The sequence below is a fragment of the Devosia oryzisoli genome (assembly GCF_014837245.1).
Taxonomy (GTDB): domain Bacteria; phylum Pseudomonadota; class Alphaproteobacteria; order Rhizobiales; family Devosiaceae; genus Devosia; species Devosia oryzisoli.
In genome coordinates this window covers 43592-67994 of sequence record NZ_JACYFU010000003.1, presented here as the reverse complement: position 1 = coordinate 67994, position 24403 = coordinate 43592, and the positions used below count along the sequence as shown (strand labels likewise).

General features: G+C 62.3%; 22 protein-coding genes and 1 pseudogene. 19 read left to right on the top strand and 4 right to left on the bottom strand.

Features of this window, described 5'->3' with window-relative positions; all coding sequences use genetic code 11:
* Positions 1 to 15: 15 nt before the first annotated feature.
* From IC608_RS11770 to IC608_RS11710, 13 genes and pseudogenes are all read left to right on the top strand, one after another.
* The gene (locus tag IC608_RS11770; RefSeq protein WP_191775577.1) at positions 16 to 1530 is read left to right on the top strand and encodes a tripartite tricarboxylate transporter permease; all 1515 of its coding nucleotides are present in this window, start codon (positions 16 to 18) and stop codon (positions 1528 to 1530) included.
* A gap of 27 nt (positions 1531 to 1557) precedes the next feature.
* Complete coding sequence (locus IC608_RS11765) at positions 1558 to 2955, top strand: NAD(P)H-dependent oxidoreductase (protein WP_191775576.1); 1398 nt, start codon at positions 1558 to 1560, stop codon at positions 2953 to 2955.
* A 15-nt stretch (positions 2956 to 2970) separates the two neighbouring features.
* A complete protein-coding gene (locus IC608_RS11760) occupies positions 2971 to 3723 on the top strand; it encodes an SDR family NAD(P)-dependent oxidoreductase (RefSeq protein ID WP_191775575.1) in 753 nt (250 codons plus the stop codon).
* A 7-nt stretch (positions 3724 to 3730) separates the two neighbouring features.
* Positions 3731 to 4522, top strand: a complete 792-nt coding sequence (otnI, locus tag IC608_RS11755) for a 2-oxo-tetronate isomerase (RefSeq protein WP_191775574.1) — start codon at positions 3731 to 3733, stop codon at positions 4520 to 4522.
* 229 nt (positions 4523 to 4751) lie between these two features.
* Positions 4752 to 4946: a hypothetical protein gene (locus tag IC608_RS11750; RefSeq protein ID WP_191775573.1), complete on the top strand. Its 195-nt coding sequence runs from the start codon at positions 4752 to 4754 to the stop codon at positions 4944 to 4946.
* Positions 4943 to 5213 (top strand): annotated as a pseudogene (locus tag IC608_RS11745) (transposase zinc-binding domain-containing protein); the annotation flags it as partial. The gene IC608_RS11750 and the pseudogene IC608_RS11745, both read left to right, overlap by 4 nt.
* 49 nt (positions 5214 to 5262) lie before the next feature.
* Entirely contained in the window at positions 5263 to 7803 is a 2541-nt protein-coding gene (locus tag IC608_RS11740; protein WP_191775572.1) for an ATP-binding cassette domain-containing protein, read from the top strand.
* Positions 7800 to 8789 carry an ABC transporter permease gene (locus IC608_RS11735; protein WP_191775570.1) on the top strand — a complete coding sequence of 330 codons (990 nt, stop codon included), beginning with the start codon at positions 7800 to 7802 and terminating at the stop codon, positions 8787 to 8789. Before IC608_RS11740 ends, IC608_RS11735 begins: the two co-directional genes overlap by 4 nt.
* 36 nt (positions 8790 to 8825) lie before the next feature.
* Complete coding sequence (locus tag IC608_RS11730; protein WP_191775568.1) at positions 8826 to 9827, top strand: rhamnose ABC transporter substrate-binding protein; 1002 nt, start codon at positions 8826 to 8828, stop codon at positions 9825 to 9827.
* 53 nt (positions 9828 to 9880) lie between these two features.
* Positions 9881 to 10654 (top strand): glutamine amidotransferase, encoded by a 774-nt coding sequence (locus tag IC608_RS11725; RefSeq protein WP_191775567.1) that lies wholly within the window; start codon positions 9881 to 9883, stop codon positions 10652 to 10654.
* Positions 10651 to 11322: a nucleoside/nucleotide kinase family protein gene (locus IC608_RS11720; protein ID WP_248306359.1), complete on the top strand. Its 672-nt coding sequence runs from the start codon at positions 10651 to 10653 to the stop codon at positions 11320 to 11322. Before IC608_RS11725 ends, IC608_RS11720 begins: the two co-directional genes overlap by 4 nt.
* The gene (gene fsa / locus IC608_RS11715; protein WP_191775566.1) at positions 11319 to 11972 is read left to right on the top strand and encodes a fructose-6-phosphate aldolase; all 654 of its coding nucleotides are present in this window, start codon (positions 11319 to 11321) and stop codon (positions 11970 to 11972) included. Before IC608_RS11720 ends, fsa begins: the two co-directional genes overlap by 4 nt.
* A 100-nt stretch (positions 11973 to 12072) precedes the next feature.
* A complete protein-coding gene (locus tag IC608_RS11710; protein WP_191775565.1) occupies positions 12073 to 13311 on the top strand; it encodes an ROK family transcriptional regulator in 1239 nt (412 codons plus the stop codon).
* A gap of 14 nt (positions 13312 to 13325) precedes the next feature.
* On the opposite strand, the gene IC608_RS11705 is transcribed toward IC608_RS11710, so the two are convergent.
* The 4 genes from IC608_RS11705 to IC608_RS11690 form a co-directional block, all read right to left on the bottom strand.
* Positions 13326 to 13982 carry a LuxR C-terminal-related transcriptional regulator gene (locus IC608_RS11705; RefSeq protein ID WP_191775564.1) on the bottom strand — a complete coding sequence of 219 codons (657 nt, stop codon included), beginning with the start codon at positions 13980 to 13982 and terminating at the stop codon, positions 13326 to 13328.
* The gene (locus IC608_RS11700) at positions 13975 to 14136 is read right to left on the bottom strand and encodes a hypothetical protein (RefSeq protein ID WP_191775563.1); all 162 of its coding nucleotides are present in this window, start codon (positions 14134 to 14136) and stop codon (positions 13975 to 13977) included. The genes IC608_RS11705 and IC608_RS11700 overlap by 8 nt, the downstream gene beginning before the upstream one ends.
* Positions 14137 to 14482: 346 nt before the next feature.
* Positions 14483 to 15130, bottom strand: a complete 648-nt coding sequence (locus tag IC608_RS11695) for a helix-turn-helix domain-containing protein (protein ID WP_248306358.1) — start codon at positions 15128 to 15130, stop codon at positions 14483 to 14485.
* A gap of 180 nt (positions 15131 to 15310) precedes the next feature.
* Positions 15311 to 15943, bottom strand: a complete 633-nt coding sequence (locus IC608_RS11690; RefSeq protein WP_191775561.1) for a tyrosine-type recombinase/integrase — start codon at positions 15941 to 15943, stop codon at positions 15311 to 15313.
* A 282-nt stretch (positions 15944 to 16225) separates the two neighbouring features.
* Between IC608_RS11690 and IC608_RS11685 the strand changes: the two genes are divergently transcribed.
* The 6 genes from IC608_RS11685 (at position 16226) to IC608_RS11660 (ending at position 24394) form a co-directional block, all read left to right on the top strand.
* Positions 16226 to 17317 (top strand): LacI family DNA-binding transcriptional regulator, encoded by a 1092-nt coding sequence (locus IC608_RS11685; protein ID WP_345890905.1) that lies wholly within the window; start codon positions 16226 to 16228, stop codon positions 17315 to 17317.
* Positions 17318 to 17434: 117 nt separating this feature from the next.
* Positions 17435 to 18343: an ABC transporter permease gene (locus tag IC608_RS11680; RefSeq protein ID WP_345890891.1), complete on the top strand. Its 909-nt coding sequence runs from the start codon at positions 17435 to 17437 to the stop codon at positions 18341 to 18343.
* Between the two features lie 5 nt (positions 18344 to 18348).
* Positions 18349 to 19242, top strand: coding sequence for a carbohydrate ABC transporter permease (locus IC608_RS11675; RefSeq protein ID WP_248306356.1), 894 nt, complete (start codon positions 18349 to 18351; stop codon positions 19240 to 19242).
* A 98-nt stretch (positions 19243 to 19340) separates the two neighbouring features.
* On the top strand, positions 19341 to 20765 hold the full coding sequence (locus IC608_RS11670; RefSeq protein ID WP_248306355.1) for an extracellular solute-binding protein: 1425 nt from the start codon (positions 19341 to 19343) through the stop codon (positions 20763 to 20765).
* 348 nt (positions 20766 to 21113) lie between these two features.
* Positions 21114 to 22283 (top strand): ADP-ribosylglycohydrolase family protein, encoded by a 1170-nt coding sequence (locus IC608_RS11665; protein WP_191775558.1) that lies wholly within the window; start codon positions 21114 to 21116, stop codon positions 22281 to 22283.
* A gap of 14 nt (positions 22284 to 22297) precedes the next feature.
* Positions 22298 to 24394 carry an ADP-ribosylglycohydrolase family protein gene (locus IC608_RS11660; protein WP_191775557.1) on the top strand — a complete coding sequence of 699 codons (2097 nt, stop codon included), beginning with the start codon at positions 22298 to 22300 and terminating at the stop codon, positions 24392 to 24394.
* Positions 24395 to 24403 lie beyond the last annotated feature (9 nt).

Genomic DNA, 24403 nt, shown 5'->3' with positions numbered 1-24403 from the left:
CGCAGGAGCGACGAAATGGAAAATATCGGCTTGCTGATGCAAGGTTTCCAGGTTGCCATCACTCCGATGCACATCACCATCATGGTCGTTGGCGTCCTGCTTGGCCTGGTGGTCGGTGTGTTGCCGGGGCTTGGTGCGCCGAACGGGGTTTCGCTGCTGATCCCGCTGACCTTCACCATGGATCCTGTCTCGGCGATCATCCTGTTGGCCAGTATGTATTGGGGCGCCCTGTTCGGAGGGTCGACGACGTCGATTCTGTTCAATATCCCGGGTGAACCATCATCGGTGGCGACGACGTTCGACGGCTATCCGATGGCACAGAACGGGCAGTCGACACGCGCCCTGACCCTGGCATTCATGTCCGCCGGCTTCGGCGCGTTAGTGGGCGTCGTGGTCATTACCCTATTGTCCACATGGGCGGCCGACTTCGCCTTGCGCTTTGGGGCGCCCGAATACTTCTCGGTCTATTTTCTCGCCTTCTGCGCCTTTATCGGCATGGGCAGTTCCGCCCCCCTGAAGACCATCATCTCGCTGCTGATCGGGTTGGCCTTGTCTACCGTGGGCATGGATACCATCACCGGTAGCCTGAGGCTGACTTTCGGATTGAATGAACTCATGGGGGGCGTCAGCTTCCTCGTTGTCGTCATCGGCCTGTTCGGTCTCGGCGAAATTCTGATGACTGTGCAGGACGGGCTCCATTTCCGGGGCGTGGCGTCTCGGATCGACTTGCGTGACGTCTTCCGCACCATCGCCGAACTGCCCCGCTATTGGGCGACCCTGCTACGCTCTTCAGCCATCGGCACCTGGATGGGCATCACGCCCGGCGGCCCGACTGCGGCCTCCTTCATGAGCTATGGCGTGGCGCGCCAGTGGTCCAGGCCCGGCGAGACGTTCGGCAAGGGACGTCCGGAAGGGATTGTCGCGCCCGAAACCGCCGACCATTCTGCGGGCACCTGCGCCATGCTGCCCATGTTGGCCCTGGGGGTTCCCAGCTCTGCCACCGCAGCCGTCATGATGGGCGGCCTCATGATCTGGGGGCTAACCCCCGGACCCATGCTGTTCGCGACCAAACCCGACTTCGTCTGGGGCCTCATCGCCTCGATGTATGTCGCCAATATCGTGGCGGTCGTGCTGGTCATGGCAACCGTTCCCATGTTTGCTGCCCTGCTGCGGATACCCTTTGCCGTCATCGGGCCGGTCATCGTCGCAATATGCTTCGTGGGTGCCTATACGGTGAGCAACTCGACCTTCGATCTGTGGCTGGTGCTGCTGTTCGGCGTAGTCGGCTTCTTCTTCAGCAAGCTCAACTATCCGCTGGCCCCGCTCGTCCTCGCGATGGTGTTGGGACACAAGGCGGAGAACTCTTTTCACCAGTCCATGATCCTGTCCGACGGTTCGCTCGGGGTCTTCTGGTCCAATCCACTGGTTGGCTCGATAATGAGCTTGGCCTTGATGCTGATCATCGTCCCTCAGCTGGCCAAGTTGGTTTCGAGGTATCGCAACCGCGGCACGCTCCGCTCAGCACGGTGAAACTCGGTCTCTCGTGACAATATCATAATGAACTATCACACCTATTTCTCTTCGCCGGCGCGTGTCGAACCGGTCCAGACCTGTATCGTGGGCACCGGTGGCTTCGGGCGGAGCTTTCTGGCGCAGGGCCGGCGCGTGCCGCTGATGCACACGCGCGTGGCGGTCGACGTCAGCGCCGAGATCGCGGCTGCATCCATGCGTTCGGCCGGCATTGCCGAGGCCGACATCCGCATATGCAACAGCACCACGGAGGCTCGGGCGGCCTGGGACGCGGGCACGTATATTGCCGCCGGGCAGCTGGAAACGGTTCTCGACCTGCCGCTCGACGTGGTGGTCGAGGCAACCGGGCACCCGGAAGCAGGGGCGCGGCATGTGCGTCTGGCCGTTGAGGCCGGTCACCATGTGGCCCTCGTCTCCAAGGAAGTCGACAGCGTGGTCGGGCCCGAACTGGCGCGCCTGGCCAGAAGCCGGGGGCGTTTTGTCTCTCCCGTTGACGGCGACCAGCCGAGCCTTCTGATCGGCCTGGTCACCTGGGCCGAGGTCATCGGGCTCGACATCGTGGCGGCGGGCAAGTCCAGCGAATACGACTTCATCTTCGACCCCGCGGCTGGCAGGCTGACCAGCAATGGCCGCACTGTGGACGCGCCGGGTTTTGCCGACTGGCTCACTCTTGGCGACCGCGATTGTGCGGAGGTCGCTGCAGGCAGGGCAGCGGCGGCAGCGGAATTGCCGCAGCGGGCCGTGCCGGACCTATGTGAAATGACGGTGGTGGCAAATGCCACCGGGTTGATGCCCGATCGGCCTGACCTGCATGCGCCGATCGCCGCGATTGGTGAAGTCGCCGACTTCTTTGCGACAAGGAAAGACGGCGGGCTTCTTGACGGGACACGCCGCCTCGACGTCTTCCACTGCCTGCGCCTGCCCAATGAGGTCAGCTTTGCCGGTGGCGTCTTTGTCGTCGTGAACTGCGACGACGAGTCAACATGGACCATGCTGCGCGAGAAGGGGCACGTCCTCAGCCGTTCCGGGCGAACTGCTATGCTCCATATCCCACGCCATCTGCTCGGGCTCGAGGCCGCGACCACCGTCCTTGAGATGGCGCTGCGTGGTGTATCGAGCGGGGCGCAGGACCCCAGACATCATGTCGACCTTGTCGCCCATGCCGATGCCGACCTGCCGGCAGGCACGGTGTTGACCATGGGAGGGCACCATCATGCGATCGACAATGTGTCGTCACGCATGGTCCCGGCCGGCGCGCTGGGGGCCGATAGCCCCGTGCCGTTCTATCTCGCCGCGGGCGCCCGACTGACCCGGCCGGTGACCAAGAATACACCCATCCGCCTGGGGGATCTCGAAATCGATCCGAACTCGGAACTCTCGGTCTTGCGGCGGCAGCAGGACGAGGCTTTCTTTCCTGGCCAGTGAGCCCCGGGGAACAACGTGACTGACAAGACTGCAATCGTGACCGGCGCGGGCACCGGCGTCGGCAAGTCGATCACGCGGGCGCTGCTCGCTGACGAATTCAGAGTGGCCCTGCTGGGGCGCCGGCACGAAGTGCTCGAGGCCACCGCAAGCGAGCTCGATCCGTCGCGGGAAAAGACCCTGGTCCTGCCCACCGACATTGCGGATGCGGCGGCCGTTCAGGCGGCCTTCGACGCCGTGCTCAAGGCTTGGCAGCGGCTCGACCTGCTGGTCAACAATGCGGGCGTGAACGCGCCGCTGGTGCCGCTCGAAGACACCACGCCAGAACAATGGTTCACTGTGGTCAATGCCAATCTCAGTGGTGCCTTCTTCTGCACTCAGTCGGCCTTCCGGGCCATGAAGGCGCAGCACCCGCAAGGTGGGCGTATCATCAATAATGGCTCGATCTCTGCCACAACGCCGCGTCCCTGGTCGTCTCCCTATGCGGCCACCAAGCACGCCATAACCGGGCTTACCAAGGCCTCGGCGCTGGATGGACGGCCATTCAACATCGCCTGCGGGCAAATCGATATCGGCAATGCCGGGACCGAAATGACGACCACGATTGCCAAGGGCGTGCTGCAGGCCGACGGATCAACGGCGGCCGAGCCGACCATCGACGCCAGCCATATCGCGCGCGCGGTGTGCTATATGGCCAGCCTGCCACTCGAGGCCAATGTGTTGACCATGACGGTGATGGCCACGCAGATGCCTTTCGTCGGACGGGGATAGGACGCAGATGCCGCGCTTTGCCGCCAACCTCTCGATGATGTTTACGGAAGTGCCCTTTCTCGACCGCTTTGGCGCGGCCGCAGAGGCCGGTTTCACGGCGGTCGAATTCCTGTTTCCCTATGCGCATCCGATGGAGGAGGTGAGAGCCAAGGCCGCTGCCGCAGGCGTCGAGATCGTTCTGTTCAACATGCCGCCGGGCGATTGGGACAAGGGTGAGCGCGGCCTCGCTGCCTTGCCGGAGCGGGAAGCGGAGTTCACGCTCGGCCTTGAGATGGCGCTCCACTATGCCAGTTGCCTCGGCGTCCCGCGATTGCACATGATGGCCGGCCTGGCCTCCGCATCTGACAGGGCGGCGCGGCAGCGCTACCGCGACGCTTTGATCGAGGCCTCCGATCTTGCCGGGACGGCCGGTGTCGACATCCTAATCGAACCGCTCAATGGGCGGGACATGCCTAGCTATTTTCTCGATAGCTTCGATCTGGCCGCCGAGATCATCGGTGATCTCGATCGCGCCAATGTTCGGCTGCAATACGACATCTATCATCGTCAGATCATGCATGGCGATGTCCTACGCTCGCTTGCGGCGCTGATGCCGATCATTGGGCACATCCAGATTGCCGCGGTTCCAGAGCGAAGCGAACCCGGCACGGGGGAGCTCGATGATGCATGGATCGTTTCGCAGGTCGATCGATTGGGCTACGGCGGATATATCGGGTTCGAATACCGGCCGAGGACAACGACAATTGATGGACTAGGCTGGGTCAAGAAAATGACTTCAGGCTCAGCACTGGCCACATGACCAATGCCTCGCCAATCGTCGTACCGGTGGGCTCCAGCTTCGAAAACCGCTCTTGATGCCAGTGGCGCAGGTCGGTGCCTAGACGTCCTCGATCAAGCTGCAGGTTCACTCTTCGGCGGATGCCGTCGCACGGAGCTCAAACACTGCAGACGGGAGCCTTCGGCATACTACGTTCGGGCCATGAGCGCCGCTGCAAGGCAAGACCGCCAGGCGCCTCGGCCCGCATACCTTGGGGCACAGCTTCGCGACTTATCGTCTGGAAGACCGCGTCGGTATCCGCATCATCCGGGCGCCGCTCGGTCACGCCAAGCTGGAGAACATCGTCCTCTACACCAAGGTGGCAACGCGCACGGTGAGGGCTGTGACCACCGCACTGGATAAGCGGGGCATCTTCGTTACGACGGAGGAACTGCCCGGCCCCTGAGCCATACCCTTGAGGTCGCCGATGTCTTCCGCGTGGCGGGTTTATCCTATCGCATCGCTCATGCCGGACACCTGAGCCTGCACCAGCTCAAGGTCATGTCGGCGATCGAGACCTGCAGCACAGCCTCTGGGCGGTCACGTCGAAGCCTGTTCCGACTGCGGGCATCAGCGGATCGCCTACAGCTCCTGCCGCAACCGGCGCTGTCCGCGGTGCCAGGGCGCCGCAGCACGCACCCAGCTAACGCGAAGAATGACAGAGCCCTTGCCTGAACCGCAGAAATATTATAGCAGTTTGCATTAATAAATGGGAGGGGCCGTTGGAACACGTTCGGCAGTTTACGTCCGAGACAGGAATCATTGCCGGTCTCACCGACGCAACAAAGGCGTTCGGCGGCACGGTGGCAATTCGGGATGTCTCCCTGTCTCTTCGCGGTGGTGAGGTCTTGGCGCTATTGGGAGAGAATGGCGCGGGCAAGAGCACCTGTGTGAAGTTGCTTGCTGGCGTCCACACCCCAACGCTGGGATCAGTGCACATCGACGGGACCCCCGTCACCCTGCAAAGCCCTCACGCCGCGCAGGCCGCTGGCATCGCCGTCATGCATCAGCATCCAGGTCTGTTTCCCGACCTATCGCTCGCCGAGAACATCTACATGGGCAACATGCCGGTAGACGGCCTCGGCAATATCGATTGGGCGTCCATGAAAGAGGGAGCGTCCCGCCTCCTGGCCACCGTTGGCCTGGAGATACCTGCTTCCACTAAGCTCGGGGCGCTGCGGACATCGGAACAGCAATTGGTGGAAGTCGCTCGGGCATTGTCTCGCAAGGCCAGGGTGCTCATCATGGATGAGCCGACAGCTGCGCTCTCCAAGCGCGAGGTGGATCGTCTCTTCTCCGTAGTCACGGAACTGCGCAAGTCCGGTGTGGCGATGATGTTCGTCGGTCACAGGATGGACGAGATATTCTCTATCGCTGACCGCATCGCGGTGCTTCGAGACGGACAGCTCGTGGGAACATACCTCGCGGGGGATCTAGATCGAGGCAAGGCCATTTCGCTGATGGTGGGCCGGGAGATCAGTGCGCTCTATCCCGTGAGGAAGCATGAAATCGGCGCGTTGCGACTTCAGGTGGAGGGGCTGAGCAGGGCCGGCGCCTTCAGGAATATCAGCTTCGAACTGCATGCAGGTGAGGTGCTTGGCCTGGGTGGACTGGTAGGCAGTGGGCGCACCGAGATAGCCAGGGCCCTGTTCGGCATCGACCGCCCAGATTCCGGTCGCGTAGCGGTTGACGGGGTGACCGTCGATTTCCGTTCCGCCAAAGACGCCATGAATGCTGGCATCGCCTACGTTTCCGAGGACAGGCTGGGTCAAAGCCTGGTGATGGACGCGTCCATTCTGGACAATGCCGTTCTGCCGATCGTCGACAAAGCAGCGCGCTTTGGACTCTACGGTCGCCGTCGCGCCCAGTCGCTCGTCAGCGACTGGTTGGCCAGGATGAAGCTCCGCTTCGCTAGCTACGACCAGCAGGTTCGAGAACTCTCCGGTGGCAATCAACAGAAGGTTGCGTTGGCGAAGTGGCTTCGCACCGAGCCACGCATCCTGATCCTGGACGAACCCACTCAAGGCATAGATGTAGGGACCAAAGCCGAAGTCCACGCGATGATCGCCGACCTCGCGTCCCAAGGCATCGCCATCATCCTGATCTCCTCGGAGATGCCCGAGCTCCTCGGGATGTGCGATCGGATCGTGGTGCTCCGTGAGGGCCAGCAGACCGGCGAATTCGACAGGAGCGATGCGACCCAGGAAGCAGTTGTCGCGGCGGCTACCAAGCCCTCCGAGGCGGATGAGATAGCAGGGGAGGCCACCTTCTCCGGACCCGAGAAGGAGGATCCCCTCTCGTTTCTCAAGCGCCGCGAACTCGGCCTTGCCGCAGCCATGCTCGCCGTGGTGATCCCCGTCGCACTTGTCAATCCACGCATGCTCAGCTCCGCCAACCTGACCGCGATTTCGATGGATGCAGCGCTGCTGTTGATCGCAGTCCTGGCTCAGATGCTGGTGCTGATCACGCGCAACATCGACTTGTCGATCGCAGCCATCATCGGCCTCTCCGCCTATGTGGCGGCGAGCATGGTCCAGACCTTTCCAGCGGCGGACATACTGATCGGCCTCGGTTCAGCTGCATTGGTGGGGACCCTGGCAGGCCTTGCGAACGGGCTGATCGTGACCCGCGGGCGCATCCCGGCGATCGTGGTTACGCTCGCCATGATGTCGATACTTCGAGGTCTCACCTCGCTCTCCGCCGCCGGTGACCAAATCAGCGCCGACGAAGTGACGCAGGCATGGCTTGACATGACGACTTTGAAGCCCATGGGCGTCTCGATGATCGTCCTCATCGCCGTCGGCGTATTGGCGTTGGGCTACTGGTTCCTGAACCGGAGAGTAATCGGTCGAGAACTATTTGCCGTGGGGTCCAACCCCGACGGTGCCCGCCTCATAGGCATTCCGGTCGACAGAAGAATTGTCGCTGCGTTTGGGCTCGCGGGACTTCTCGGCGGCATATGCGGCGCCCTTTGGGCCTCCCGATACGCGACCGTGGACGCTCGTGTCGCGCTGGGGTTCGAGCTGACGGTCATCGCGTCCGCGGTCGTCGGTGGCGTGGCCATACGAGGCGGCGCCGGAACGCTGCTCGGAATCGCACTCGGGGCCCTGACCCTCCTCGTCATCAAGAACGGTCTGACACTCGTCCGCGTGGATCCCCTCTGGCTCCAAGGCGTCTACGGGATCGTCATCCTGGGGGCGGTCGGCATCGATGCGGCGATCGCACGCAGCGGAACCGTCTTCCGTCAGGGAGCTCCCAAATGAAGCGCATCATGAAGTCGCTCGATCTTTGGGATGTCCTGCTTGCACTTGCATGCCTGGTCTGCTTCGCAGCAGCGGCACTCCTCATCCCGAACTTCGCCTCCCCTTTCAATCTGTCCCAGCTGGCAGCGAGCGCCGCGGAGAAGGCGCTCCTCCTTCTTCCGATGGCGCTGCTGATCATCGTCCGCGAGATCGACCTCTCGATCGCATCCATGCTGGCGTTGGCGTCGGTGGTCTTTGGCCTGTCGCTGCAGGTTGGCATGCCCACCCCGGCAGCCGTGCTCGTGACCATCCTGGCGGGCAGCGGCATGGGACTGATCAACGGGGTGCTCGTGAGCCGGCTCGGACTTCAGTCCTTGGTGGTAACCCTTGGCACCATGGCGCTCTACCGTGGCGTCGGGTACGTGCTGCTTGGCACGGGTTCGATCAACGTCTTGCCGCCTGAGGTGGTCGAGTTTGGCATCGGCTATGTCCCAGGTACCAAGATACCCCTCACGATCGTCCCATTCCTGGTTCTGGCACCGATCTTCGTGATTGTCCTCCAGCGCATGCCGGCCGGAAAGCGCATCTATGCTGTCGGCGGCAGTCCGGACGTTGCGCGGTACTCGGGGATAGACACGGCCCGGCTGGTGCAGCGCTTGTTCGTGCTGTCAGGAGCGGTCGCAGCCATCGCCGGCATCGTCTACACCGCCCGGCTCTCAAACGCCCGAGCGAACAACGCGCTGGGCATGGAGCTGGACGTCATCACCGTTGTCCTGCTGGGCGGGATCAGCGTCTTCGGGGGCAAGGGCAAGCTCACCGGGGCTATGCTAGCGCTCGTCCTTATCTCCCTCATTCGCAACATTCTCGCGCTCAACCAGGTAGGCGGTGACGCTCAGGGGATGGTTGTGGGGCTGCTGCTCATCGGCTCGCTGATCGTCGGGAACGCTTGGCGTTCGGCATCGGAGCGGTTCAACCGATCTCGCGCACTGCGCGTGACCCAAGGGTAATCGAGTTCCCTTACAAACTCGAAACGGAGGAAAAGAATGAAAGTCAAACAAGTTGCCCTCTTGGCCACTGCTTTGCTCATGACGTCGAGCTCTTTGGCCTTGGCGCAGGAGTGCGCCAGCGGCCCGGTGACCGTCGGCTTCCTGCCGAAGCTGGACACCGATCCCTACTTCAAGGTCGCCCAGCAAGGCGCCGAGGAAGCAGCGGCGGAGATCGGCGGCAAGCTCATCCAGGTCGCTCCTTCGCAAGCGACGGCGGAAGCTCAGATCGAGTTCATCAACAGTCTGGTGACCCAGCAGGTCGGCGTGATTGCCATTTCGGCCAATGATGCCAATGCTGTTGCGCCCGCGCTCAAGCGCGCCATCGGGCAGGGCGTCAAGGTGATCTCCTACGACTCCGACGTCGCCGCCGACGCTCGTTCCGTCTTCGTGAATCAGGCCAAGGGCGACAGCCTCGCGGAAATGATGCTCGAAAGTGCCTTCGATCTGATCGGTGGCGAGGGCCAGTTCGCTATCCTCTCGTCCACGCCGACCGCGACGAACCAGAATGCATGGATCGATTTCATGAAGGCCAAGATGGCCGCGGAACCGAAGTTTGCCAAGATGGAGTTGGTCCAGGTCGCCTATGGCGAGGAGAGCGAACAGATCAACCAGCAGCAGGCTCTAGCCCTGGTGCAGGCATTCCCGGACCTGAAGGCCATCATCGTGCCTGCGGGGATCGGGCTGCCGGCCGCCGCACGGGCACTTGAGGAAGCCGGCCTCATCGGGCAGGTCAAACTCACCGGGCTTGCGCCAGCCACCCTGATCTCGAAGTACATCACGGATGGTGTTGCCCAGGACATCTGGTGGAACGTCGCCGACCTCGGTTACCTCACCTATCAGACGGCCCAAGCGCTCGCCCAGTGCACGATCACTGGCGCGGAAGGCGATACTTTCACCGCAGGCCGGCTGGGCGAATACACGATCGGGGCCGGCGGTGAACTCATCCTCGGGCCAGCCCAGATCGTCACCCCCGAGAACCTGTCCGAGTTCAAGTTCTGACTTGATCAGAGTACCGGGCTAACGCCCGGTACTCCCTACTTGGAGTTGCGGGAATGAAGGCGTTGCTCGCCGGCGAGACCTTCGCCAGCGTTACCACGGTGGCGGTAGGATCCCAAGTTCTGACCCAAGCTGGATGGAGCAGTGGAGCGAAGGCGTTCATCGCCGCCGCCCGAACCGGTGGAATTGAAATTGATCATATTGGCAGCGAACGGTGCTCCGACGACTTCCCTCAAACCGTCGCCGATCTGGCTCTGTACGACGTTGTAGTCATCTCCGACGTGGGTGCCCTGACGTTGCTGGTCGGTCCTGACACCCGTCGGGGAAGGGTAGGACCCAACCGGTTGACCGTCATAAAGGACTTCGTGCGCGCCGGCGGCGGTCTGCTGGTGGCCGGGGGCTATATGGGCTTCCAAGGCATGTTCGGCACCGCGGGTTTTCATGACACGGACGTGGAAGACGCTCTTCCGGTCCTTTGCGAGGCTGGTCCGGACGGGGTGGAGGTGCCGGAAGGGCTGCAGGCCTTAGTGGAAGCGCCTGATCATGCAATCTGGCGCGGCATCGAAGGTCCGATGCCGCCGATCCTCGGTCTGAACCGGGTCAATTTCCGAGGGCGGCCTCAGAGCGAGCTTTTGGCCTCCTGCTCACATCGCGGCAGGTGTCTGCCACTACTAGCGGTGGGTGAGTTCGGCCTGGGTCGTTCGGCAGCTTGGACGAGCGACATCGGCCCCCATTGGCTCACCGAGGAATTCATGGCTTGGGCGGGGTATGCTCCGCTCGTCGTCAACATCCTGGAATGGCTCGCCGGCGGACGAGAGACAAGCAAATGATCGACACGACATCCATGAACCAGGCAAAGACGCTGGCAGCCCAACTTCAGGCGCAGGCTGAAGCGGCCGACAGATACATCGTTGCGATAGCTGGTCCTCCGGGCGTGGGGAAGTCAACGCTATCGACCCAACTCGCTCAGGAGTTGGAAGGTGCCATCGTATTGCAGGCTGATGGCTATCACTTCGACAACGTGCTCCTCGACAGAATGGGCATGCGGGACCGCAAAGGTGCGCCCGATACGTTCGATGTCGACGGGCTGGACACCACCTTGAAGCGTTTACGTTGCGGGCAAGACGTCATCGTTCCGATGTTCGACCGCGCCATGGACGTTGCCCGCGCCGGTGCCGAGATCATCACGCCTAAAGCCAAGTTCGTGATCGTGGAGGGCAACTACCTGGCCCTGAAGCACGGTCCGTGGTCTGCGCTTCGGCCGCACTTCGATTTCATAGTATTCGTCAGCACATCAATGGAGGAGTTGGAGCGTCGGCTCATTCGACGTTGGACAGACCTGGGGCAATCGATCGACCAAGCCCGACATTGGGTGGCTTCGAACGACCTGCCGAATGCCGCCACAGTGCTTAGGGGCAGCGAGCCGGGTCATTTGGTTATCCATCAGAACAGCGAGACCATGCCGCGCGCGTCCTACCAAGGAGAGTTTCAACCATGAAGTTTTTTGCCGACACCGCGGACACCACTGCGATTGCGGAGTTGCACGAGCTCGGCTTGGTGGATGGGGTTACCACTAACCCTTCGCTCGTGGCGAAATCAGGTCGCAACTTCCTGCAAGTGATCCGAGAGATCGCGGGGATCGTCGCAGGGCCCGTCTCGGCCGAAGTCGCCGCCCTTGAGTTCGATGGGATGGTTGAGGAGGGCCAACGGCTTGCCGAAATCGCTGCTAACGTTGTGGTGAAGCTGCCGCTGACGCTCGCCGGGCTCAAGGCGACAAAGTATTTTCAGTCCGTTGGGATCAAGACCAACGTCACGCTCTGCTTTTCTGCTAATCAAGCCCTGCTGGCTGCGAAAGCAGGTGCGACATACATCTCGCCTTTCGTCGGTCGTCTCGACGACATCAATCTCGATGGGGTGCAATTGATCCAACAGACCCGCACCATCTATGACAACTACGGATTCGGGACGCAGATCCTGGCCGCCTCCGTGCGGACACCCAACCATCTGACCGAGGTTGCACTGGTCGGCGCCGACGTCGCCACCATGCCAGCCGACTTGATCCGAAAATTGGCGTGTCACCCACTCACCGATGCGGGAATCCAAGGTTTCCTGAAGGACTGGAAAGCGACGGGTCAAAGCATCCTGTGATGGCCGCCTTGCGCCTAAGCGGTCGTTTCGCTCTCGCTGGCGTAATGGTAGTGAAGCCGCTTTGGTAAAGCAGTGTGCTTTTCGTGAAATCGGAGTGGGCATGGCGGGCAAGGGCAGCAATTCGGTTCAACTACGGCACTACAATGAGCGCGTGATCCTCGACGCGATCAGGCGCTTCGGCCAGGTCTCGAAGGCCGAGATCGGGCAGTACGCCCACCTGACGCCCCCCGCCGTGGCTGCGATCGTCGAGGCTCTGATCTCCGGCGGCTATGTCAGGGAAACCGGCAAGCGCTTCGGCCGCAAAGGCCAGCCCTCGTCGATGTACGAACTGGCGCCCGACGGGGCGTACTCCGTAGGCGTGCACATTGGGCGACGGTCATTGGACGCAATTCTGACGGACTTTACCGGGGCAACACGAGGCTTCGAAAGCCACGAGTACGACCATCCCGATGCAGGGAACGTCCGGAAGGCTGGCAACCGGATGATCTCGAGGTTCAAGGCGCAATTGGGCCCCGCAGAGGCGGCAAAGGTCATTGGAGTGGGGATATCAGCCCCTTACTTCATCGGTGTCTGGGACGACGAACTGGGCTTCCCTGCCGAGGTGCGTGAGGCGTGGCGATCGGTGGATCTGGCATCCAGCTTCTTCGATACCGGGGGGCTCCCGGTGCTCGTCGAGAACGACGCGTCTGCGGCAGCAATCGCTGAGTTGGTCCAAGGGGCGGGGTCCAAATACCAGGACTTCCTCCACATCTCCCTGAATACGTTCGTTGGCGCAGGCCTGGTTCTTGACGGTACCCTTCAGACAGGACCGCACGGCAACACAGCCGCATTTGGGCCTTTCCCGGTCACGCCCTCGATGTTGTCTTCGGTGGCCAAGCCAAAGGCCAGGTTCGACATTCTGTTGCATCGTGCTTCGATCTATACGCTCCTCAATCATCTCGTTCACAATGGTGTCGCGATCAAACGGGTCAAGGAATTGGACCCGATGCCGGATGGGGCTGCTCGGTTCGTCAGCGAGTGGCAGGACGACTGTGCCGACGCGCTGTCCCAAGCGATAACGGGGGCGGTCGCGGTCGTGGACGTAGAAGCGGTCATCATCGACGGGCTCCTGCCGCGTCATCTCCTGGAGGACACGGTCGGTCGTGTCCGAGCGCGTTTCATCGAAACCATGCCAGCCGGTCTGGTAGCGCCTCACATCCTGGTTGGTTCATTGGGGTCGAGGGCTTCGGCACTCGGTGCCAGTCTCCTGCCAATCTACTCCATGTTCGGACCCGATACCGGGGTCCTCATGAAGAAGGCAATCGACAAGAAACCATTGATGGTCGGGTCCAGCGGCTAGATTGCCGCCGCCCTTCATTGGTGTGGAGCGCCGCTTGCGGCGATGGTGCCGTTGTAGGCCAGCACGGCCTCCACACGATTTCGAACTCCAACCTTTGAAAAGATGTTGGTTACATGGAACTTGACGGACTTCTCGGCGATACCGAGCTTGGTCCCGATGTCCCGGTTGCTCAGTCCAGACGCCATCATTTCCAGAACAGTCCGTTCACGCGGTGACAGGCTGGATAGTCGGGAATGAGGACCAGCGGCGCCGTCTCTTGCCGCCATGATCGCCCTGCTCATCGCGCGTGGCGACACAAAGTCCTTGCCCTCGGAAACAAGGGCGACGGCATCGAGGATCTCAGCGCCGGTCGAGCCCTTGAGCAGATAGCCAGAGACCCCCCGGTCGAGTGCCGTCTGTACATCATAAGCGGCATCCGAAGCGGTTACGATAATGATCTTCGTTTTGCCTGCGACCTCAACGATCTGTCCGATGGCCTCAAGCCCGCTCTGCTCCATGCTGAGATCAAGTAGCAGCAAATCAGGCTGAAGCTTCCGCGCTAAATCGACGGCCTCCCTGACAGAGCCCCCTTCTGCCACAATATCGAAGCTAAGCTCGACGCGGAGCAATTGGACTAGCCCGGCGCGGAGCACCGGGTGGTCGTCGATAACTATCCTCGCAGAGCTACGCACCAACTGTCTCCTGCAGCGGGAGGACCAGCCGTAATTCGGCGACGTGATCCGAAATGACCAGCGACACGCTGCCGCCTAGGCTCTCGGCCCTCACTTTGAGCGCCGTCACGCCCAATCCGCGACGAGCGCGTCTCGCTTTGTCTGCGAGAGCCATGCGATCTCGTATGATAACGAACAGATTGTGCTCCCTCAACTCGACGGACACGAAGGTCGCCTCCGGAGCGCCGTGGTTCCAGACGTTGGTTAGCCCCTCCTGCAAAAAGCGATACAAGCAAATCTTGTGATCACGAGAACATGAGGCATCCAAGTCCTCTGTCACCAGCTGTGCCGACACCCCGGACCTCCTCGACGGTGGGCGCGCCTAGAGCCAAATGACACGGCATAAGCGCTTAGGTCCGACTCTCGCTGATCTTCATTTTCAAGCAGACCGTCGGCATTCCGCCCCATTGTGCCCGCCGAGAAAGCTGAAGCTGTCAGGTCTCGCGACTTGTGCGACGGCGTTATGGCTCTACTTGCAGGGGACTATTGCAGTTCTCTGCAGCGGTTCGCTTTTCGAACATCGAACCGAATTGACGCGAGCCGGTCGTCGTAAAGGTGACGATGCGGGTCGATCTATCCAAACGCGCCCAACCTAGCTCGACAAAACGTGCGAGCATCGCTCGCCCCAAGCTGCCCGCCAGATGCGAGCGGCGTTTGCTCCAATCCAGACACTCCCGACAGAGTTCCGAGCGGCCGGCGGCGAGTTTGTCGATGTCAACGCCCAACTTGGCGGCAAAGTCCCGGCCCGGTTCGGTTAGCTGCAATCGGCCACCGCTGGGATCGAGAAAATTTTGGGCAATAAGGCTGTCGAACATCTGGACGCTCATGTCGCCGGCCAGATGATTGTAGCAGATGCGGGCCTGTCGTAACGCCTTGTCCTTTGGGCCGGTGCGGCTGCGAAGGTGCCCGGCATCAGCCGCGAGACCCATCAAGGCTTCCAGAACGCCCGCCACATCGGTCGACGCAAGCGCGAAATACTTGTGACGCCCCTGCTTGCGCGCAAGCAGCAGTCCGCCCCCATGCAGTCGGGCCAGGTGTGCACTTGCCGTCTGCGCCATAATCCCGGCCTCGGCGGCCAGTTCCGTAGCGGTGAGCGCCTTGCCGCTCATCAATGCAACCAGCATGTTCGCCCGGGCGGGATCGCCCGGCCGCTCATTATGGCAGCGCTTGGGATCAAACCGTCAAGAACTGATCGAAAGCTCCGCTTGTGGTAGGCCACCGCCCTCGCCTCTACGACCGTTTTGGGGCGCTTCGCCGACGGACGCGTATCGTCGCGAAGTGGCCCTAGGTTACATTTCAGCAGCTTCTGAGAGCGACAGAGCGTCATCGAAATCCACGCCCAGATACCGAACCGTGTTCTCGATCTTGCTATGCCCGAGCAGAATCAGAATAGCTCTCAGATTGCCCGCGGCCTTGTAGATGATTGACGCCTTGGTTCGGCGCAGGGAATGAGTGCCATACTCCTCCGGCGTCAGACTGATGGCGGTCACCCACTCGTCGTCAAGTCTTGCGTACTGGCGGGTGCTCAGGTGACCATTCACAGCAATCCTGCTCGGGAAGACGAAGTCGTCCATTGTACCGCCGCGTCGTTCGAGCCAGGCGAGCAGGCTGGCCCTGGTGTCAGCGGTTATCTCGAACTGCACCGGTCGTCCTGTCTTTTGCTGGACCACCGTTGATCCAGTGCGGATCGTCGGTCCTGCCACCAGAGTGCCGATCTTGATTTTCACCAGGTCGCAGCCTCGAAGCTTGCTGTCGATCGCAAGATCGAAGAGCGCCCGATCTCGCATTCGGCCTTCGCGGTCGAGAAAGAAGCGGATCGACCAGATCTGCTTGACCTTCAAGGCGCGCTTGGCGCCGACCTGCCTGTCGGCATTCCAGGCAGGTCTGCCTGCAGCAGCAGGGTTATACTGTGAGATACCCATGACAGTTCTCCTTTGGCCAAAGCGGCCGCAAGAGGAACGACTACAGCAACTGTCCAGGCGGTAGAGCTCGACCCCATTCCTGCTTTCGAGGCCCTCGTTGTTTCTGCCCAAAAGCGGAGACCCTGCCTAGGGATAACGGGACAGCTGTGCCGCCTCCATCTCATTGGCAGGTCGATTCGACTGCAGCCCTGAAGACCGCGTTAACCCTGTAGCCGCGTTTCGGCTATGGCCAGGAGAGCCTTTAATGCGAACGCCTGGATACGGATCCGCTCATGGCCCGCTGTGACGGTTGACTTGGTGCATTTGCGTGGTAACGTTCCCACCAGCCACAAGGAGAAGGTGTTGCGAAGGCGCAGGCCGACCATAATCGATGTTGCCGAGCGGGCGGGGGTGTCAAAGAGCACCGCGGCGCGCGCCTTGGCCAATGGTGAGAGCGTCCTGCAAGAAACGCGTGACCGTGTGCTGGCTGCGGCGCGGGCGGTTGGCTATGAGCGCAACCACCTGGCAGTGGGGATGCGCTCGGGCCGATCGGGCATGCTCGGCCTTGTCATTCCGGACATTGCCAACCCCTTCTGGGCGGATGTAGCGCGCGGCGCGCAGGATCGCGCGGCGAAGGCGGACGTGTCACTGCTGGTATTTTCCTCCGACTGGGATCCGGGCAAAGAGGAGAGCCACCTGCGCGCCCTGAGGCGGGCGCGGGTGGACGGCGCCATCGTCAATCCTGTTTCGGATGCGCTGGACGACCTAAACCGCTTCGGGTTGCCCTTCGTGCTGATTGGCTCCAGCGCCGAGCGGTTCGCGGACGTTTCAAGCGTCGGTTCGGATATCTCGCAGGCGGTGGAGCTGGGCCTGGATCATCTTGTAGCGAAGGGCCACCAGGCGCCGGTGCTGATCGTCGGGCCGCGGTCCCGCCTCGCCCGTACCCGGTTCCTGAACGCCGTGCAACGGCACACCATCGAGCGCGATGTGGATCCCGCACAAATGGTCATTGAAGACGGCGAATACACGCTGGAGGGCGGGCGCCAAGCCATGTTGCGGGTGCTGGATCGTCCCCGTGTCGGGCATATCAGCGTCTTTGCAGCCAACGACATGATGGCAATCGGTGCCATGATGGCCGTGCGGGAGCGGGGGCTTCGCTGCCCGGACGATGTGTCCATTCTCGGGTTCGACGGCATCCCCGCCGGCGCGTTCACATCGCCCGGACTGACGACCATTGCCAAGCCGGGCCGCGACATCGGCGCCCGGGCGGTGGAGAGTCTGTTTGACGATATCGAAGGACGGCCGGAACACGGCCGCATCTATATGCCGTGCCGGCTGGTGGACAGAGGCTCCCTTGCGGACCTGCTGCGCCAGCCCCGCCAGTTGGCAGGGTAGGGAGGACGACCCTTTATGAGCCACTCCAATACCGGATCTGCCTCGATCGCAGCGACTTCTGGGAACGTTCCCACAAGGTCTGCCGACGTTCCCGTGGCGGGGGAGGAGGGTGGCGGAGTGCAAACGTCTGGCCCTCCGTTCTGGGTCAAGGTGCGCCAGTGGTGGCCCTACTATGCGATGATGGCCCCCGGCCTGCTGTTTTTCTTCATCTGGCACTATGTCCCCATCTGGGAAGCCAAGATGGCGTTCGAGCAGGTGCGGATCATTCCCCCCAACATCTGGGTCGGGCTGAAGAACTTCCAGGTCCTGTTCTCTTCGCCCATTTTCTACCAGGTGCTGGCGAACACGCTGATCATCTCAGCCATGAAGATCGCGTTCGTGTTTCCGGTGCCGATCATCGTGTCGCTGCTGCTGAACGAAATCCGGCACGGCAAGCTGCGCGGCGCCATCCAGTCGGCCATCTACCTGCCGCACTTCTTGAGCTGGGTGGTGATCTCGGGCGTGTTCATCGCGCTGCTGTCGCCGACGGACGGGGCCGTCAACCAGATCGCGCAGAGTCTGGGCTTCCAGCCCGTCAACTACATGACCAATACCGGCACGATCCGATGGGTGCTGGTGGTGTCGGAAATCTGGCGGTCCGCCGGCTGGGACAGCCTGCTCTATCTCGCCGCCATCTTCGCCATCGATCCGCAGCTCTACGACGCGGCCGAAATGGACGGGGCCAATCGCTGGCAGAAGATCTGGTACGTCACCCTGCCGGGCATCGTCCCGACCATCGCCACGCTCTTCATTCTCAACATGGGCATGTTCCTCAGCGCCGACCTCAACCAGGTCATCAACATGCAGAACGCGGTCAACGCCTCCACCATCGATATCCTCGACACCTATGTGTACCGCCTCGGTCTTTCGACCGGTGAGTATGCGCTGGCGACCGCCGCCGGTCTGTTCAAGGCGGTGATCGGCATGATGCTGGTGATGGTCTCGCACATGGTCAGCAAGAAGCTGACCGGCAAGGGGGTGTGGTGATGGCCATGAACTCCCGCCGCACGCCGCTCGAGCGCATCGAATACATCATCATCCTGTCTACCCTGCTGCTGCTGGTCGTGTTCACGATCCAGCCGCTGCTGAACCTGTTGGCGCTGTCGTTCACTGAGCCGAGCAAGGTGGCGGGCTTTTCCGGCCTTTCCATCTTCCCCGACGGGTTTTCGCCCGATGTCTGGATGCTGCTGCTGCAGCACCCCAACGTGCAGCGCGGCATCTTCAATTCCATCTGGATGACTGCGGTCAGCGTGGTGATCGGCGTGTCCGGAACAGCGCTGATGGCCTGGGGCATGTCGCGCCCGGGCCTACCGGGGCGACGACTGATCTTCCTCTTCGTGCTCGTGACCATCGTTTTCGAGCCGGGCATCATCCCCGACTATTTCCTGATGAAGAACCTGGGCCTGCTCAACACCCCCTGGTCCGTCATTCTCTACAAGGCGATCAACGCCTGGTACCTGATCATCCTCATCCGCTTCTTCGAGGAGATTCCCAAGGAACTGCTCGAAGCGGCCGAACTCGATGGCGCCAATCCGTTCCAGACCTTCTTCCAAGTGGTGGTGCCGCTGGCCAAGCCGGCGCTGGCGACAATCGCGCTGTTCTATCTCGTCTTGCACTGGAACGAGTTCTTCCGGGCGATGATCTACCTCAACGACCAGAGCAAGTGGCCGCTGCAGGTGGTGCTCCGGCAGTTCGTGATCGAAGGCGACAAGGTGGCCATCGTCGGCGCCAACAACGTCAACAACAATCTCGGGCTCGCGCAGATCAACATCCGCGCCCTCAAGGCGGGGATGATCCTCATTACCATCGTGCCCATCCTCGCCATCTATCCGCTCATTCTCAAGTTTTTCACCAAGGGCACCATGGCGGGGGCGGTGAAGGGATGAGAGTGCGATCAAGTTCAAGCCGGTGGGCCGGCAAAAACGAGGTTTCGCATCGGGCAAACCGGTGACGACAACAGGTATATCTTAGGAGGAGACGATCCATGACACTGAAGAAACTGCTGCTGGCGACGACCGCCATGGCCCTGCTCGGCGCCACTGCAGCGCCGACGCTGGCGCAGACGACGATCCGGCTCGTCAGCAAGGACCTGCTGACCACCAATCCGGACGACGTCAAGGAAATCGAGGCCATCGAGGCCGCGCTCAAGGCCAAGGGCACTGATGTCGATATCCAGATCGTCGACATGCCCGGCTCGGGCTATGCCGATGCCCTGGGCGTCAAGCTGCTCTCGGGCGACATTCCGGACATCATCTACTTCCAGGGCGGCGACCAGAAGATGGCCGAGCAGAACATCCTGGAGGACCTCGGCCCCTGGATCGAGAAGTCGGAATACATCAAGGATGCGCTCTGGCCGCACAATGTCGAGCGCCTCAAGAACTATCCCTACCTCCTGTATATCTACCCGCCGCGCGCCCCGCAGCCGGTCATGCGCAGCGACTGGCTGGAAAAGCTGGGCATGGAGCCCCCGACCACGGTCGAGGAATATGAGGCCCTGTTCCAGGCCATCCACGATGCGGACCTCGACGGCGATGGCACCACCGGCAACACGCTGGGCCTGACCGGCTACGGCAACACGTCGGAACTGGATTCCATCTTCAACCAGGCGTTCGGCGTCACCGGCACGTGGATGAAGAATGCCGACGGCCAGTGGGTCAATTCGCGCATCACCGACCAGGAGAAGGCCAAGATCGCCTTCTACGCCGACCTCGCCAGTAAGGACCTGTTCGACAAGGAGTTCGTCACCAACACTTGGGACGTCAAGGAAGATAAGTTCTATTCCGGCAAGGCCGGAGTGATCTTCGGTTCTTCGCCGGAAGTCATCGACATCTATGGCGGTAAGATGCGACAGGCGCATCCGGGCGAGGACATCAGCCTCACTCTGCTGCCGATCCCGGAAGGTCCGGGCGGCAAGGGGCTGGCGGCTGTGGATGTGTCCAAAGAGTCGCGTGGCTTTGCCATTTCCGCGCTTTCGGAAAACAAGGAGACGGCCTTCAAGGTGCTCGATTTCATGGCGTCCAAGGAAGGCCAGGATATCGACCGTATGGGCTTCGAGGGCACGCAGTACACCAAGGACGGTGATGCGGTAACATTCACCGACGCCATCTCGACCTGGTATGCGCGCTTCTTCAACGCCGCAAACTGGCAGCCGCCGACCCCGCTGCTGAGCGACACGGCACAGCAGGCGCTCGACAACCTCAAGAGCGATTTCACGCCCGACAACGCCTTCGTCTGGCCGGCCGAATATGCCGCCGACGTGGACGCCACCGAGCAGGTCTATCGCTCCTGGGTTGCCAAGTTCATCACCGGCGAGGCCAGCATGGACCAGTGGGACCAGTTCGTCTCCGAGTTCAACGCAGCCGGCGGCGAGCGCATGACCGAGTACGCCAAGGGCGTGCTGGGCGAGTAAGGGCCCGATGGCCTCTCTCTCAAGGGGGGAGGTCGACCCGAAGGGCCGGGTGAGGGGTCGGAGCGTCGAACGCTCCGAATGCTGAACCCCTCACCCCGACCCTCTCGCCTCAGGGAGAGGGGGCGTCAGGCCCGAGCAGTCGGTTCCGTCGCCTCCTTCGCCCATGTGGAAGGGAGCCGCTGGTTCCACCCCACCTTCGGTCCCTCCCCATCAAGGGGAGGCAGGCGCAGGCTCGAACGGTTGGTCCCATCGTCTCCCTCCCCCTTGTGGGGAGGGATCAAGGGTCGGGGTGCACCAGCATCCAGGCCCGAAGTCGATCGAAATGAAGACAAGAAAGTCGAAACGTTCATGACCCCATCCTTCCGATCCCGCGTGCGGGCCATGATTTACGGCGTGGCGATGGGCGATGCCTTGGGGGCGCCGGTAGAGAAACTGCCGGCAGACGGCATTCGGCAGCGCTATGGCCGCGTCGAAAGTCTTTCTACGCGCTGGCACAAGATGGACCTGCCGCCCGAGCAACGGAACAATCGCGTGCGCGGCGACGGCATCGTCACCGACGATACGCTGATGACCCTGGCGCTCTGCAACGTCTATGGAGAGGCGGGACGGCATCTCGACGCCTGGGACATGGCGGATGGCATGGTGCGCCAGATCGCTTGGACGCCGCGCTGGATTCCCGAATTGCAGCGCGAGACGATGTTGATCGAGCGCCTGTTCTATCCCGAGAAATGGATTTTCCAGCGACACCAGCTGACCGCCTGCGATCCCCGCCAGGGCGGCATCGGCAATATGGTCAATTGCGGTGCGGCGATGTACATCGCGCCCGTTGGCGTGGTGAACGCGGCAAACCCGAGGGCGGCCTATGACGAGGCCATCGCCTTCGCCTCCGGTCACCAGGAAAGCTATGGCCTTGAAGCGGCTGGGGTTTTCGCTGCCGCAGTGGCGGCCGCCTTCGTGCCGGGCACGGATATCGACACCGTGGTCGAGACAGCGCAGGAGCTCGCCAAGGACGGAACCGGCGCCGCCATCGCCGACATCTGCGCCATTGCCCGCCGTGAACGGCAAAAAGGCAGCGACCACGCCACAATTGTCGAGGCCTTCCACGAAGCCATCGGCCGCTATTCGCCCATGGGCGACGACGTCAACCACACGGCCGACAAGGCGGGTCGGCTGACCGACGCCTACCAGCCCTCGCGCCTCAAGGCGATCGAGGAACTGCCGCTCGCGCTGGGGTTCTGTCTGGTGACCGGTGGCGATTTCCGCCGTTCGATTGCCGACGGCATCAATTCGGGCCGCGATACGGACTCCATCGGCGTGATGGCGGGGGCCATTCTCGGCGCGCTGCACGGCGAGGCCGTCATCGACGCCGGCGACCTCAGGCAGCTCGATAGCGCCAATCGCCTCGACCTCCTGGGGGCGGCCGATGGCTTTGCAGCCACGGCCGGCCAGATCATCGCCTCGGACCGCGCCGCCGCCAAGGCGCGCGAAGCCGCCTTCGCCCAACTCGACCTCGCCTAACCTGAAAGTTGCCCATGCTTTCCAAACAGCAAATCCTCGAAAAAATCTATGCCGGCTTCATCGCCAAGGCCATCGGCGTGCGGCTGGGCGCGCCCGTCGAGCCGACCATCTGGAGCTATGAGCGTATCCACGACACCTATGGCGAGGTGACGCAATATCTGCGCGACTTCAAGAATTTTGCGGCCGACGACGACACCAACGGGCCCGTCTATTTCATCCGGGCGCTGCGCGATTACGGGCTCGAGTGCACCGCCGAGGACGTGGGCAAGACCTGGCTCAACTATGCAGCCGAAGAACATGGCATGTACTGGTGGGGCGGGTTTGGCGTGTCGACCGAGCACACCGCCTATAAGAACTTGCAGGCCGGTATTCCCGCGCCGCTTTCAGGCGCCATCGCCACCAATGGCACGACCGTGGCCGAGCAGATCGGCGGGCAGATCTTCATCGACAGCTGGGGCTGGGTGAACCCGGGCAATCCGGAGCGCGCGGCCAAAATGTCAGCCATGGCGGCGAGTGTCGCCCATGACGGCGACGGGCTCAACGGCGCGCGGTTCTGCGCGGCGGCCATTGCAGCGGCGTTCGAGGCCAAGTCCATCGACGCGATCATCGAGACAGCGCTGGCGCAGATCGATCCGAATTCCACTTATGCCAAGGTGTGTCGGGCGGTCATCGCCTTCCACCAGCAGAACTCCGACGACTGGCGCGCCTGCCGCGACATGCTCGGCGCCGAGTGGGGTTATGACCGCTACCCTGGCGTCTGCCACATCATCCCCAATGCCGGGGTGACCATCATGGCGATCCTCTATGGCGGCGGTTCGCTGCCGCGCACGGCCGAAATCGCCACCATGGCCGGCTGGGACACCGACTGTAACGCGGGCAATGCCGCGGCCATTGTTGGCACCTTCCAGGGGCTCGACGAGAGCTGGGACAAGTACCGCAAGCCCATCAACGACTTCCTCGTCGCCTCGGGCATTGTCGGCTCGATCAATATCGTCGACATACCGAGCTTTGCGCGAGAACTGACGGTGCTGGCGCTGCAACTTGCGGGGCGGGAGGTGCCGGCGCTGTGGCTCGAGGACTTCACCCGCCGCGGTCTGCGCTTCGATTTCGACCTGCCCGGGTCGACGCACGGTTTCCGCACCGAGGGCTTCAACCAGATCAGCCTCCGGCATTCGGACGAAAAGCAGGTGGAAGGGTCGCGCGGGTCGCTGGAAATCCAGCTCGACCGACTCGAGCGCGGGCAGGGCGGACGCGTCTTCTGGAAGCCGTTCTACCGTCGCACCGACTTCGACGACGAGCGCTACCGGCCGATGTTCTCGCCGGTGGTGGACGCGGGGCAGACCGTGCGGTTCAAGCTTTGGCTCGACCCCTGGAATGGCGACGGCAATCTGCGTGTCGCCCCCTATGTGCGGCGCACCATGAGCGGCGCCATCGAAGAGACCGGCGCCTGGGATGTGCCCTCCAGCGCGGGCTGGCAGGAGTACGAATTCGTCGTGCCAGAAGGCGTCGAGGCCATCGACGAGATCGGCATCAATATCGAGTATTTCGGACGGTTGAAGTTCCTCGGGCGGCTGTACCTGGCGGACTTCGAGGTCTTCGGGCCAGGGCACCTCACCATCGACCCCAAGACCGAAGTGCAGGAATGGGGCGCCATCTCGCGGTTCACCTGGAACCGCGGGCACTGGACCAAGAGCGATGGCCGCATTCATGGCCACACGGCGTCCAATGCCGATATCTGGACCGGGCACTACTATGCCCGCGACGTGGTGGTGAGCGCCGATATCGAGCCGCTGGCCGGGCAGTCGCACCTGGTGACGGCGCGCGTCAACGGCACGGACCGCTTCTATGCCGGTGGCTTCCAGAACGGCGAGGCAGTGATCCTCAAACATGATCTGGGGCAGACGGTGCTGGCAAGTGCGCCGTTCAAGACTGAGCCGGGGCGGAGCTACAAGATCGAACTGGCCGTGACCGGAAGCGCGCTATCGCTCTCCGTCGACGGCCAGCAGGTGATGACAGCCGAGGACGCGACGTTCAGCTACGGCATGAGCGGGTTGCGGCTGGGTGCGGCGGGACGGATGGCCGTCGACCGCTTTGCCGTGGCGGAAAACTAGGAGGCTCGC

Bases quoted from the DNA above. Each gene is read 5' to 3' on its own strand.
- otnI (WP_191775574.1), top strand. From the start codon at position 3,731: ATGCCGCGCTTTGCCGCCAACCTCTCGATGATGTTTACGGAAGTGCCC.
- IC608_RS11695 (WP_248306358.1), bottom strand. From the start codon at position 15,130: ATGAGCGGCAAGGCGCTCACCGCTACGGAACTGGCCGCCGAGGCCGGG.
- IC608_RS11730 (WP_191775568.1), top strand. From the start codon at position 8,826: ATGAAAGTCAAACAAGTTGCCCTCTTGGCCACTGCTTTGCTCATGACG.
- IC608_RS11665 (WP_191775558.1), top strand. From the start codon at position 21,114: ATGACCCCATCCTTCCGATCCCGCGTGCGGGCCATGATTTACGGCGTG.
- fsa (WP_191775566.1), top strand. From the start codon at position 11,319: ATGAAGTTTTTTGCCGACACCGCGGACACCACTGCGATTGCGGAGTTG.
- IC608_RS11690 (WP_191775561.1), bottom strand. From the start codon at position 15,943: ATGGGTATCTCACAGTATAACCCTGCTGCTGCAGGCAGACCTGCCTGG.
- IC608_RS11710 (WP_191775565.1), top strand. From the start codon at position 12,073: ATGGCGGGCAAGGGCAGCAATTCGGTTCAACTACGGCACTACAATGAG.
- IC608_RS11765 (WP_191775576.1), top strand. From the start codon at position 1,558: ATGAACTATCACACCTATTTCTCTTCGCCGGCGCGTGTCGAACCGGTC.
- IC608_RS11700 (WP_191775563.1), bottom strand. From the start codon at position 14,136: ATGGCTCTCGCAGACAAAGCGAGACGCGCTCGTCGCGGATTGGGCGTG.
- IC608_RS11660 (WP_191775557.1), top strand. From the start codon at position 22,298: ATGCTTTCCAAACAGCAAATCCTCGAAAAAATCTATGCCGGCTTCATC.
- IC608_RS11725 (WP_191775567.1), top strand. From the start codon at position 9,881: ATGAAGGCGTTGCTCGCCGGCGAGACCTTCGCCAGCGTTACCACGGTG.
- IC608_RS11720 (WP_248306359.1), top strand. From the start codon at position 10,651: ATGATCGACACGACATCCATGAACCAGGCAAAGACGCTGGCAGCCCAA.
- IC608_RS11670 (WP_248306355.1), top strand. From the start codon at position 19,341: ATGACACTGAAGAAACTGCTGCTGGCGACGACCGCCATGGCCCTGCTC.
- IC608_RS11675 (WP_248306356.1), top strand. From the start codon at position 18,349: ATGAACTCCCGCCGCACGCCGCTCGAGCGCATCGAATACATCATCATC.
- IC608_RS11770 (WP_191775577.1), top strand. From the start codon at position 16: ATGGAAAATATCGGCTTGCTGATGCAAGGTTTCCAGGTTGCCATCACT.
- IC608_RS11735 (WP_191775570.1), top strand. From the start codon at position 7,800: ATGAAGCGCATCATGAAGTCGCTCGATCTTTGGGATGTCCTGCTTGCA.